Source organism: Lentzea tibetensis, assembly GCF_007845675.1.
Lineage (GTDB): Bacteria > Actinomycetota > Actinomycetes > Mycobacteriales > Pseudonocardiaceae > Lentzea > Lentzea tibetensis.
Genome location: NZ_VOBR01000001.1, coordinates 176827 through 189529, shown reverse-complemented (window position 1 = coordinate 189529; position 12703 = coordinate 176827). Strand labels below are relative to the sequence as shown.

Annotated in this window: 9 protein-coding genes; 8 read left to right on the top strand and 1 reads right to left on the bottom strand. The window is 70.8% G+C overall.

Annotated elements, in window-relative coordinates; all coding sequences use genetic code 11:
- The 7 genes from FKR81_RS00830 to FKR81_RS00805 all read left to right on the top strand — a co-directional run bounded on the left by FKR81_RS00830 (position 1) and on the right by FKR81_RS00805 (position 9949).
- Positions 1–3129 carry a DUF2961 domain-containing protein gene (locus FKR81_RS00830; RefSeq protein ID WP_146348928.1) on the top strand — a complete coding sequence of 1043 codons (3129 nt, stop codon included), beginning with the start codon at positions 1–3 and terminating at the stop codon, positions 3127–3129.
- 187 nt (positions 3130–3316) lie between these two features.
- Positions 3317–4225 carry a hypothetical protein gene (locus FKR81_RS00825; RefSeq protein ID WP_146348927.1) on the top strand — a complete coding sequence of 303 codons (909 nt, stop codon included), beginning with the start codon at positions 3317–3319 and terminating at the stop codon, positions 4223–4225.
- A gap of 133 nt (positions 4226–4358) precedes the next feature.
- Complete coding sequence (locus FKR81_RS00820) at positions 4359–5600, top strand: glycosyltransferase (protein WP_146348926.1); 1242 nt, start codon at positions 4359–4361, stop codon at positions 5598–5600.
- Positions 5601–5647: 47 nt separating this feature from the next.
- Positions 5648–7855: an RNA polymerase recycling motor ATPase HelR gene (helR, locus tag FKR81_RS00815; RefSeq protein WP_186762674.1), complete on the top strand. Its 2208-nt coding sequence runs from the start codon at positions 5648–5650 to the stop codon at positions 7853–7855.
- A gap of 181 nt (positions 7856–8036) precedes the next feature.
- Positions 8037–8186: a hypothetical protein gene (locus FKR81_RS43190; RefSeq protein WP_186762673.1), complete on the top strand. Its 150-nt coding sequence runs from the start codon at positions 8037–8039 to the stop codon at positions 8184–8186.
- Between the two features lie 145 nt (positions 8187–8331).
- Positions 8332–8880, top strand: coding sequence for a TetR/AcrR family transcriptional regulator (locus FKR81_RS43185; protein ID WP_186762672.1), 549 nt, complete (start codon positions 8332–8334; stop codon positions 8878–8880).
- A 25-nt stretch (positions 8881–8905) separates the two neighbouring features.
- Complete coding sequence (locus FKR81_RS00805) at positions 8906–9949, top strand: MBL fold metallo-hydrolase (RefSeq protein WP_146348924.1); 1044 nt, start codon at positions 8906–8908, stop codon at positions 9947–9949.
- On the opposite strand, the gene kstR is transcribed toward FKR81_RS00805, so the two are convergent.
- On the bottom strand, positions 9924–10541 hold the full coding sequence (kstR, locus tag FKR81_RS00800) for a cholesterol catabolism transcriptional regulator KstR (protein WP_235921168.1): 618 nt from the start codon (positions 10539–10541) through the stop codon (positions 9924–9926). The two genes, FKR81_RS00805 and kstR, sit on opposite strands and share 26 nt — an antisense overlap.
- A gap of 136 nt (positions 10542–10677) precedes the next feature.
- Between kstR and FKR81_RS00795 the strand changes: the two genes are divergently transcribed.
- The gene (locus FKR81_RS00795; RefSeq protein WP_146348923.1) at positions 10678–12702 is read left to right on the top strand and encodes an acyl-CoA dehydrogenase; all 2025 of its coding nucleotides are present in this window, start codon (positions 10678–10680) and stop codon (positions 12700–12702) included.
- Position 12703: the final 1 nt, after the last annotated feature.

The window sequence follows — 12703 nt, the reverse complement described above, 5'->3', positions numbered from 1 at the left end:
ATGAACCTCCGTGCACTCGGGGGCTCGGCGCTCGCCGCGATCATCATCGCGGCGAGCGCTCTCGCCCTCCCCAGCACCGCGCAGGCCGCCGTCTCCGACAACGGCCCGGTCGGCTGGGACACCTATCGCAAACTCGACCAACTGCCCGAGCTCACCCACTCGCGCACCGAGCAGTTCTCCAGCTTCGCCCGCGACGGCAGCAACGGCGACGGCTTCTCCGGTGCGTTCTCCTGTCTGCGCCAGGACGCGTCCGGCTGCGTCATCGCCGAGGACAGCGGCGCCGGCGAGGTCCAGTCGCTCTGGTTCACCCAGGTCTTCAACGGCAACACCGGCAACATGACCGCGACCGGCTGGATCAAGATCGAGCTGGACGGCCGCGTCATCCTGCAGCGGTCGTTGCAGGAACTGGTCGACGGCAAGGAAGGCGCGCCGTTCGCGCACCCGCTCGTCGCGAACGCGGACCAGAGCTCGGGTGGCGTCTACGTCAAGGTGCCCATGCCGTACCGCAGCTCCATGCGCATCACCACGCAGAACAACCCGAACTTCTACCACGTGACCTACCGGGACCTCGCGTCCGCGGACGGCGTGACGACGTTCGACAAGTCCGACAAGGCCGAGGACGTGCTCGCGATGCTGCGCGCGTCGGGTACCCGCGACCCGAAGCCCGCCGCCCCCGGCGCGACTCCGGCGAACCGCACGGTGACCGTGCCCACCGGTGGCAAGGCGACCCTCGCCCAGCTCACCGGTTCCGGCAGCATCAACTCGTTGCGGCTCAAGTTGCCCGCGCACAACAACAATCTGCGGCTGCGGATCACGTTCGACGGCCGGACCACTGTGGACAGTCCGGTCGGCGAGTTCTTCGGCAGCGCGCTGTCCCAGGCGGCCGTGCGGTCGCTGATGTTCGCGATGAGCGCCGACGGCTGGCACTCGTCGTGGTGGCCGATGCCCTACCGGTCGTCCGCGCAGGTCGAGCTGGTCAACCCCGGCCCGGCCGTGCAGGTGACGTCCGAGATCTCGTCCGCGCCGCGCGCGTGGACCGGGACCGAGGGCCACTTCGGCACCCAGTCCAAGGGCGCGCGGACGAAGGCGGGCGAGGACTGGTACTTCGCCGACGTGGCGGGCAGCGGCAAGTTCGTCGGCGTCACGCACACCATGCGCGGACGCACGCCCGGCCGTTACTACCTGGAGGGTGACGAGCGGGTGCGGGTCGACTCGTCGCTCGCGCCGTCTCTCCACGGCACCGGCACCGAGGACTTCTACGAGTCGGGCTGGTACTTCGACCGCGGCGAGTTCAGCAACCCGTTCAACGGCAACCCGCGGCACCTGGTCGGCAGGGACGGATGCGTGCACGAGTGCGACGGCGTGTACCGGCTGATGCTGGGGGACGCGGTCGGCTTCGGCAGCGCGCTGCGGTTCGGCATCGAACACGGGCAGCAGAACGACTTCGACGCTGACTACGCCTCGACCGCGTACCTCTACACGCGGCCCGAGGTCGCGACGAAGCGCACCGACGCGATCGACGCCGGTGACGCGGTGAGCCGGTCCGCGCACGGCTGGACCGAGGCGGGCGGCGGCCAATCCCCGTTGTCCGCGCAGTACGAGGGCGATGACGACGACGTGGTCCTGCGCGACGACGTGCGGAGCAGCACCTCGCCGGTGTCGTTCAAGATCTCGGTGAAGGGTGCCGCGTTGCTGCGCCGGACCAGCGACCAGAACGCCCCGGCGCGCGCGGACGTGCTCGTCGACGGCGTGCCGGTCGGCACCTGGGTGCAGCCGCTGCGCAACGGGACCTCGCGCTGGCTCGAGGACTCGTTCACGCTGCCCGCGACCGCGAAGTCGCAGATCACCGTGACGCTGAGGCCGCAGGGCACCTGGACCGCGGCCCAGTACCAGGTCGACAGCCTGGTGCCCGCGTTCGCGGACACCGCCGCGCCGTCCGCGCCTGCTCAGGTCAGGACGGTCGGTACGAAGGTGCACTCGATCGGCCTGGAGTGGTCGCCCGCGGCTGACAACGTCGGTGCGGACAGCTACCGCGTGTACGGCTACCGCGCCGGCGGTGCGGAGACGCTGGTCGGCACCACGCGGGTGCCGCAGTTCCGGGACGGCGCGCTGAAGCCGGGGGAGACGTGGAGCTACCGCGTCGCCGCGGTGGACGCGTCCGGCAACGAGGGTGCGCGGTCCGCGGTCGTCAGCGGCAAGGTGCGCGGCTCCAACGTGTCCGATGTGGACGGTGACGGCCGGGACGACGTGCTCACGTTCACCCGCGGCGACGCGGCGGACGTGTACGCGGCGACCTCGACCGGGTCGGGCTTCACCGGCAACGGCGTGAAGTGGCACGACCACTTCGCAGTCGGCGCGGAGATCCCGATGTCCGGTGACTTCGACGGCGACGGCAGGGCCGACGTCGTCACGTTCACCAAGGGCGACGGCCGGGTCTACGTGTCCCTGTCCGACGGCACGAAGTTCGTGCAGGACGCCTGGATGTGGCACGGCCTGTTCGCGCCGGGCACCGAGGTGCCGCTGGTCGGCGACTTCAACGGCGACGGGCGCGACGACATCGCGACGTTCACCCGAGGCGACTCGGCGGACGTGTTCGTGGCGCTGTCCAACGGCCGTTCGTTCGTGGGCACCGGCTGGAAGTGGCACGACCACTTCGCGGCCGGCACCGAGACCCCGGTCGCGGGTGACATCAACGGCGACGGGCGCGACGACATCGTCACGTTCACCGGCGGCGCGGCCTATGCGGCCCTGTCCACCGGCGCGTCGTTCGAGGGTGACGGCGTGAGGTGGCACGACAACCTGCCCGGCAAGCCGGAGCTGGGCGACGTGGACGGCGACGGTCGTGACGACGTGGTGCTGTTCTCCGGTGGCCAGGTGACCGTGGCCCGCTCGACCGGCACGTCCTTCGGGACGGCGTCCGTGTGGCACGGCCACTTCGCGGTCGGTGACGAGGTCCCCGGCGTCGCGGACTTCACCGGCGACGGCAAGGCCGACATCGTGACCTACACCCGCGGTACCGCCGCGGACGTGTACGTGGCAACCTCTACGGGCACCGCGTTCGCGGGTGACGGCGTGAAGTGGCACGACTGGTTCGCTGCGGGCAGTGAACTGCCACGCCCATCGGTCTGACCAGCGACAAGCGCGTCGTGTTCCGCCACTTGGCGGAACGCGACGCGTCCAGCTCCGTGAAACGATCTGGTCTCGGTATCGAGTCAGAAAAATCGTGCCACTGGTCCCGTCCGTACACCTGCATGGAACAGTGCCGACGTCTCGGAGACGCTCGGGCTACAGACTTGTGAGTGAAAAGGCAGGGAGCATGGCGACAGAGTGGTCGGGCGAGCACCCGGCGGTGGACCCCGCCCTGATGGCGGACGCCCGCGCCAGGAGCCAGTCACGCGCCCAGTCGTGGGAAGTGTTGGACCCGGAGGCCACCAGGCGCGGCAAGCTGCCGCTGCCGATGACCTTCAAGCCGAAGATCATCACTTTGGCCGTGGCGGGCGCACTGCTGGTCACCACGGCCGTGTACATCGGCACCCTCGGCGACTCGGACGACAACCCGGCTGGCATCGCCCAGCAGACGGGCACCGGCAACGGCTACATCCCCGGTGTGATCGACCCGCAGATCCCGTCGTCGGGCCAGCAGTCGTCGACCGCGCCGGCAACGAGCTCGTCGCAGCCTCCCGGCAGCAGCGCCACGCCGACCAACCCGATCGTGAAGCCTCCGGCCGGGCCCGCGTACTCCGGTACCGCGGGGCCTGGGTGCGGCGGGTTCAACGGGGTCGGCACGTTCCGCGACGGGCGTGAAGGCTGGGTCGACCACGGCGACGGCAAGTGCGGGTCGGCGTTCGTGTCGATCCCCATGTCCGGATCCGCCACCAAGGACGACAGCTCCGCCTACGGGCTGTGGACGTTCTCCACCGGTGCCGTTTCCTCCGGTACCTGCGCCCTGTCGGTGTTCATCCCCAACGGGGACCTGCAGGAGGTCGGCGGCAACCCCACGTCCTACCGGGTGTTCGGCGGGCACCAGCCGTCCGGGTCGCCGCTGGGGTCGTTCGAGATCAAGCAGGTCGACCAGCGCGGGAAGTGGGTCGGAGTCGGGTCCTACAAGGTCACGGACGGGAAGCTCGCGCTTCAGCTGCTGACTCGGGGCCAGGACTGGAACGGGTCCGGGGCCACGTACGCGCACCACGCCGCGTCCGCGGTGAAGGCGGATTGCAAGGCGTGAGGATGAGGGAAAGAGGAAAACCCACTCTTTCCACTCTCAACGTATAGCGCACCGGGGGGCTTGCGGCAAGACCCCACTCGCACCGCAGAATCGTCGGCCGTAGCCAGATTCCGCGGCAATGGGGGTTTGCGAAGTGCGTGTGTTGTTGTCGGGGTACGACTCGCGCGGGGGCGTCGAGCCGCTGGTCGCACTGGCGGTGCGACTGCGGGCACTCGACGTCGAGGTGCGGGTGTGCGCGCCGCCGGACGAGGAGTTCGCGGCGCGGCTGGTCGACGTCGGTGTGCCGATGGTGCCGGTCGGCCAGTCGGTGCGCGCGTTGGTGACCGGGGCGACGCCGCCGTCGACGGCGGGCGTTTCCGAGCGCGCGGCCCAGCTGGTCGCGGCGCAGTTCGACGAGCTCGGCCCGGCGGCCGAGGGATGTGACGTGGTGGTGGCGACCGGGTTGTTGCCCGCTGCGGCCGGTGCGCGGTCGGTCGCCGAGAAACTGGGCATCGGCTACGTGTACGCGAGCTTCCAGCCGGTCAGCCTGCCGTCGCCGCACCACCCGCCGCTCGCGAGGCCGGGCAGGCCGCTGCCGGCGGAGGTGACCGACAACCGGGTGCTGTGGGACCTGGACGCCCAGCACGCGAACGCGCTGTTCGGCGCGGGGCTCAACACCCACCGGGCGGCGAACGGCCTGCCGCCGGTGAACGACGTCCGCGACCACGCCTTCACCGACCGCCCGTGGCTGGCGGCGGACCCGGTGCTGGCCCCGTGGCACGAGACGCCGGACCACGACGTCGTGCAGACCGGTGCGTGGATCCTGCCGGACGAACGGCCGCTGCCGGCCGAGCTGGTGGCGTTCCTGGACGCCGGCGCACCACCGGTGTACGTGGGTTTCGGCAGCATGCCCATGGGCGCGTCGAAGGACGTGGCCCAGGTGGCCGTCGAAGCGATCCGCGCGCAGGGCCGCCGCGTGCTCGTCGCCCGCGGCTGGGCCGACCTGGCAGTCGTCGACGGCCACGACGACTGCCTCGCCGTCGGCGAGGTCAACCAGCAGGTACTGTTCTCGCAGGTGGCCGCCGTCGTGCACCACGGCGGCGCGGGCACCACGACGACAGCCACCCGTGCCGGCGCGCCGCAGGTGGTGGTGCCCCAGGGAGGGGACCAGCCCTACTTCGCGGGCCGGGTGGCCGACCTGGGCATCGGTGCGGCGCACGACGGTCCGGCTCCGACCGCGGAGTCCCTGTCAGTCGCGCTCGGCACGGCACTGGCCCCCGAGACCCGCGCGCGAGCCACCGCCGTAGCGGGCACGATCCGCGGTGACGGGGCGGCGGTGGCCGCTTCGCTGCTGGTCGACGCGACCAGCCGGCGCAGGTCACCGGTGTCCGCGTGAACGCTGCGGGATCGAATCTGAAATCAGTCAGGCGCTGTGAGGGGAATGTGTCAGCTCAGGGGTACGAAGAGGAACTGCGGTCCGAGCGCAATTACGTCGCCGGGCTCTACACGCGGCTCGACGCCGAGCGCGCGCGGGTGAAGGGCGAGTTCACCGCGGCGTTGCGCGGAACCGGCGGGACACCCATGGAACGGGACTTCCACGTGCGCGCGCTGGCCAAGGAGGCGAAGCGGCTGGACGTGGCGGACAACGGCCTGTGCTTCGGCCGGTTGGACACCCTTTCGGGCGAACATTCGTACATCGGCCGGATCGGTCTCTTCGACGAGAAGAACGAGTTCGACCCGGTGCTGCTCGACTGGCGGGCGCCTGCGTCGCGCGCGTTCTACGTCGCCACCGGTGCGAACCCGGAGAACATGCGCAGGCGTCGCCAGTTCCACACCCGCGGGCGTCAGGTGCTCGAGTTCACCGACGAGGTGCTCGGCCGCCCCGGAGTCGACGAACGAGGGGACGCGGCCCTGCTCGCGGCGGTCAACGCGCCGCGCGGCGAGGGCATGCGCGACATCGTGGCGACGATCCAGGCCGAGCAGGACGAGATCATCCGGCTCGACCACCCCGGTGTGCTGGTGATCGAGGGCGGTCCCGGCACCGGGAAGACCGTGGTGGCGCTGCACCGCGTCGCGTACCTGCTCTACACCCAGCGGGAGCGGATGGAACGCCACGGCGTGCTCGTGGTCGGGCCCAACCCGGCGTTCCTGAACCACATCGGCCGCGTGCTGCCGTCGCTGGGCGAGTCCGACGTGGTGTTCACGACCACCGGCGGACTCGTGCCCGGCCTGCGCGTCACCGCCGAGGACCCGCCGGAAGCCGCCCGGATCAAGGGCTCGCTCAAGATGCTGGGTGTGCTCGAGGCGGCGATCGCCGACCGGCAACGGCTGCCGGAGGAGCCGATCCCGATCAACCTGGGCGGCGTCGCGGTGCAGATCAACGCCGAGACCGCCGAGTGGGCGAGGGACGAGGCGCGGGCGAGCGGGTTGCCGCACAACGAGGCCCGCGTGACGTTCACCGAGATCGTCACGTACGTGCTCACCGAACGGGCCATCGGCCGGATCGGCCGGACCTGGCTGAGCCGCTCGGACCGCGGCGCGTGGGAGCGGATGCGCAAGGACATGCTCAACGAGCTCGCGAACGACGACGCGTTCACCGCCGCGCTCGACGAGCTCTGGCCGGTGCTCACGCCGGAAACACTGCTGGCACCGCTGTACTCGTCCCTCGAACGACTGCGGGCGGCTGGTGCCGACCCGGCGCTGCTGCGTGCCGACGGCGACGCCTGGACGGTGTCGGACGTGCCGTTGCTCGACGAGCTCGTCGACCTGCTCGGCCGGGACAAGGCGGCGGACCAGGCCGCCGCGCAGGCTGCCGCGCGGGAGCAGAAGGCCGAGGCCGAGTACGCCATGAACGTGCTGGACAGCCTCGTCGGCCGCCAGGACTCGATGGACGACGAGGACCACCTGTTCGCCACGGACCTGCTCTACGCGGAGGACCTGGCGGATCGCTTCGTCGAGCAGGACACCCGCGAGCTCGTCGAACGCGCCGCCGCGGACCGCGACTGGACCTACCGGCACGTCGTGGTCGACGAAGCGCAGGAACTGTCCGAAATGGACTGGCGGGTGCTGATGCGGCGCTGCCCCGGCAAGTCCTTCACGGTGGTCGGCGACCTCGCCCAGCGCCGGTCGGAGGCCGGCGCGAGGTCGTGGGCGGAGATGCTGGAGCCGTACGCACCCGGCCGCTGGATCTACCGGTCGCTGACGGTGAACTACCGCACGCCCGCGGAGATCATGACCGTCGCCGCCGCGCTGCTCGCCGAGTTCGCACCCCAGGTCCAGCCACCGGAGTCGGTCCGCGCGTGCGGCGTCCAGCCGTGGTCCCGGCTGGTCACCGAGGACGAACTGCCCGCTGCCGTCGAGGAGTTCGGCCGCGACGAAGCCGGTCGCGAGGGCACCAGCGTCGTGATCGGGCCACCGGATGTGCCGGGTGCGGTGGCGGCGTCGGAGACGAAGGGACTGGAGTTCGACTCCGTCCTGGTCGTGGACCCGGAACGGATCCTCGCCGACGGCCCGCGCGGTGCGGCCGAGCTCTACGTCGCACTGACCCGTGCCACCCAACGCCTCGGCGTCCTGCACCACGGCCCGTTGCCGCAGGCGCTGACCGGGCTCGTGGAAGCCGGAACACCCGCCCAGGCGGGGAATCAACGGTAGGTGCCCGGCTCGAAGCGTCACTGCTGACCACGAACCGTTCGCGGGCAAGCTCCGCAGTCGACATCGTCGAGCCCGCACTCCGCCGGGCCAGGCAACGCGCCGAACGGGAGGGCGTCGACATGCGGATCGTGCGCGCCGACGTGACCGACCTCGACGCGTCCGTCGGCTCCGGTTCCGGCTCGTGCTGCCGCGCGGCGCCACCCGCGCGGACGTCGAGGAAGCGTTTCCGCGGTGGCGGATCACCGACGTCGAAGTGGCCGACACCGAGCCAGACAGCCTCGCCAGGCTGCTCAAGTTCGACGAGCTGTTCTACCGGCTCCGCCGCAGATGATCCGGAGTGGACTCGACCGTTTGGCCCCGCAGCACGGCGCCGCACCCTGATCGGCTTCCGCGGTCCCGTGGAAAGTCGTGGTATGAAGCCAGGGTGCGGCGCTGCACACCCGGACGCCGTGCTCGTGCGACGACCTGGAGGGAACGTGGGCCGTACACCGATCACGGATCCAGCGCGTCTGGGCAGCCTGCACGGCGCCGCGCTCGCCGTTCTGTCGGAGGTCGGGTTCGCCCGCTTCAACTACGACCGCGTCGCCGATCGGGCGCACGTCAGCAAGGGCAAGCTGTACGAGCGGTGGCCGTCGAAGGTCAGCCTGATCGCGGACGCGGTGATGTCGCTGCGCCCGGACGTGCCGCTTCCGGACACGGGCTGTCTGTCCGCGGACATCCGGGAGATCATGAGCTCGTGGAGCTACGACGAGGCCTGGTACGACTCGCGCGGCCTGCTGCTCGGCCTGCTGGAGGCCAGCAGGGACAACGACCGGATGGCGGAGCTGCTGGAGCAGCACATCAAGCCCGCCTTCGCGGGTGCGCTGGAAACCGCGATCACGCGGGCCGTCGCACGCGGCGAGCTGGCGGACACCGTCGACGCCGCGACCTTGGCGTCGATGCTCACCTGGAGCTACGCGACCCACTCGACGGGCCGGATCGTGGACGGCGTGCTGGTGCCGTTGCTCACGTCGAGACAGTCTTGAGTGGACAGTGAACGAGGAGGCGCAGATGGCGGATTCGCGGCACACCTGGACGGAGCCAGGGGCTTACGAGGTGGCGCCGGGAATCCACCGGATCCCGCTCCCACTGCCGATGGACGGCCTGCGCGCGGTCAACGTGTACGCCGTCGAGGACGGCGACGGCCTGGTGCTGGTCGACTCCGGCTGGGCGCTGGACGAGGCGCGCAAACAGCTGGAGGACGCGCTGGGTTCCGTCGGCTACGGCCTGGAGCAGGTGCACCGCTTCCTGGTCACCCACGTGCACCGCGACCACTACACGATGGCCATCACCCTGCGAAAGCTGTTCGGTGCCAAGGTGTCCCTCGGCATCGGTGAGCAGCCGTCGCTGGAGAAGATCATCAGCGGTCAGGCGGACGGCCAGCTCGCCGAGCTGGCCAGGTGGGGTGCGGGTGCACTCGCCGACGAGCTGCGCGAGGCGTACAAGAACTTCGACAGCAGCGAGGTGCAGCGGGGCTACGAGCTGCCGGACGAGTGGATCGACGGCACGACCGACATCGCACTGCAGGAACGCGTCCTGCGCGCGGTGCCCACACCGGGGCACACCAGCGGGCACCTCGTGTACGTGGACACCAAGGCACAGCTGCTGTTCGCGGGCGACCACGTGCTGCCGCACATCACGCCGTCGATCGGCTTCGAGACCGCTCGCGCCGAGCTGCCGCTCGGCGACTACCTCGACTCGCTGCGGCTCATGCGGTCCTACCCGGACATGCGTCTGCTGCCCGCGCACGGGCCGGTGACCGACAGCGTGCACTCCCGCGTCGACGAGTTGTTGCAGCACCACGAGGACCGGCTGGGTGCGACTCTCACCGCGGTGCACTCGGGCGCGGTCACTTCGCACGAGGTGGCGCGGAAGCTGGGGTGGACGCGGCGGGCGCGCAACTACGACGACCTGGGGTTGTTCGACCGGATCCTGGCCGTGGGAGAGACGAGTGCGCACCTCGACGTGCTCGTGGCGCGCGGTGAGCTGGGGTCCGTTGTGGTGGACGGTGTTGTCGAGTATGCGCCGGTCAGGCCAGCAGCAGCCGAACGGTGAGCTCGAGCCGGGTGGCGACATCGGACGCGGTGGCCCGCCGCGTCACCCAGGCGACGAGGTTGGACAGCCACACGTCGCTGATCACGCGGGCGATGGCCTTGTGCTCGTCGGTCGGCTCTTCCTCGCTCATGGCCCTGGTGAACATGCGCTCCATGAGCCGCGCGACGTTGTCGACCTCGGCCCCGGCTGACGCGTCGGCGAAGGTGAACGCGCGGGTCATCGCCTCGGTGAGGTGCGGGTTGCGCTGCAGGCCGCGGGTGATCCGGCCGAGCACGAACAGCACGCGCTCGTAGGCGTTGTCGCCGGGAATGCTGGTGCGATCCATCTTTTCCTGCGCGCGTTCGAGCTCGACGCCGAGGCTGGACACCAGCAGGTGGACCTTGGAGGGGAAGTAGCGGTAGAGCGTGCCGAGTGCGACGTCGGCGCGTTCGGCGACCGCGCGCATCTGCACGGCGTCGAACCCGCCCTTGGACGCCAGTGCGATGGTCGCGTCGACGATCCGCTTGCGCCGTTCGCGCTGGGCTGCGGAGCTGAGCTCCTCGCCCGACAGCACGTTGAGTGCGTCCGCGCGCGGCTTCGAACTGGCTGTCACCGAGCTGATCCTCCTGGAACCTGTTTCACCGGTGCGAGCATCGTACCTGACCGGTGTCGTGAGTGTGATTGATTCAGGGGTGTTGGCAGAAGTAGAACACGTTCTATAAACTTCTTCATGTCCTGGAGGAGGTCGGATGCCCATCGCCATGACCGACGAACAGCGCGCGGCGCGGTCGAGCCTGCACGAGTGGGCGGCGAAAGCGGACCGGCCGTTGCACTGGCCCGATCTCGCCCGGCTCGGCCTGTTCGACGTGACGCGCGAAGGTGGCGGTGTCGTCGACCTCGCCGCGATGCTCGAGCAGACGGCCGAGGACCTGGTGCCCGGCCCGGTGCTGCCCACCGCGCTGGCCGGTGTCCTGCTGGCCGAGCACCCCGTGGGTGACCTGCTCGCCGACGGACGAGCCGCGGTCGCGCTCGGCCTCACGAGCGGCACCCTGACCGCGGTCGGCGGCGTGCTCAACGGCGAGGCCCGGTACGTGCTGGGCGCGGTCGAAGCGTCACACCTGATCCTGCGCGCCGGGGACACGTGGGTCGTTGTGCCCGCCGACCGAGCAGTGGTGACCGGGCTCGACGCGGTCGACCTCGCCTGTTCGCTCGGGCACGTCGCGCTCGAGAACGTCTCCGCAACCGAGGTGCTGCCCGACCCGACGGACCTGGCGATGACGCTGTTCGCCGCCGAGGCCAGCGGTGTCGCCGCGTGGTGCCTGCGCACGGCGACCGCGCACGCCCGGCAGCGCGAGCAGTTCGGCAGGCCGATCGGGTCGTTCCAGGCGGTCAAGCACCTGTGCGTCGAGATGCTGTGCCGCGCCGAGCAGGCGAGCGCCGTCGCGTGGGACGCGGCACGCGCCGCCGACGAGGCGAGGGACGAGCTCCCGCTGGCGGCCGCCGTCGCCGCCTCGGTCGCGCTGGACGCCGCGGTCGAGAACGCCAAGGACTGCATCCAGGTGCTCGGCGGGATCGGGTTCACCTGGGAGCACGACGCCCACCGCTACCTGCGGCGCGCGCTCGCGTTGCGGCAGCACGCAGGCGGCACGGCGAAGTGGCGCAGGCGTGCGGCGGAGCTCGCGCTCAACGGCGCGCGCCGGTCCCTCAGAGTCGAGCTCCAGGACGACCCGGCCGAGGAACGCGCTGCTGCCAAGGCTTTCGCGGCCGAGATCACCGCACTCGAACCAGCGGAACAACGGAAGCGGCTGGCGGACAGCGGATACCTCGTGCCGCACTGGCCGAAGCCGTACGGGCTGGACGCCTCACCGGCCGTCCAGCTCGTGATCGACGACGAGCTGGCCGGTGTGCGGCGGCCGGACCTGGTGATCGGGGCCTGGGCCGCGCCGACGATCCTCCGGCACGGCACCCCCGAGCAGCAGGAGAGGTTCGTGCGGCCGACCTTGCGCGGCGAGATCACCTGGTGCCAGCTGTTCAGCGAACCCGAGGCCGGATCGGACCTGGCCTCGTTGCGCACCCGCGCGATCCGCACCGAAGGCGGCTGGCTGCTCACCGGGCAGAAGGTGTGGACGTCGCTCGCGCACCAGGCCGACTGGGCGATCTGCCTCGCCCGCACGGACCCGGACGTGCCGAAGCACAAGGGCATCACGTACTTCCTGGTCGACATGCGCACCAGGGGCATCGACGTGCGGCCGCTGCGGGAGATCACCGGCGAGGCGCGGTTCAACGAGGTGTTCCTCGACGACGTGTTCGTGCCGGACGACTGCGTGGTCGGCGACGTCGACAACGGCTGGCGGCTGGCCCGCACCACGCTGGCCAACGAACGCGTCGCGATGGGACGCGGGTCGTCGCTGGGGGAGTGGCTGGAACGCGTGCTCGAGCTCGACGCCGCGCGCGATCCCGATGTGCGGGAACGGATCGGCGCGCTGGTGGGTGAAGGGCTCGCCGGGTCGGTGCTCGAACTGCGCGCCGGGCTGAAGCAGCTGAGCGGCGCCGATCCCGGTGCGGAGTCGAGCGTGCGGAAGCTGGTCGGCGTGCGGCACCGGCAGGCGGTCGCCGAGTTCGGTGTGGAGCTGCTCGGGCTGGACGCCGTGGTGGCGCACCCGCTGGTGCACGAGTTCCTGCTCGGCCGGTGCCTGAGCATCGCGGGCGGCACCACGCAGGTGCTGCTGAACCTGGCGGGCGAACGGATCCTTGGCTTGCCGAGAGAGGGCTGAC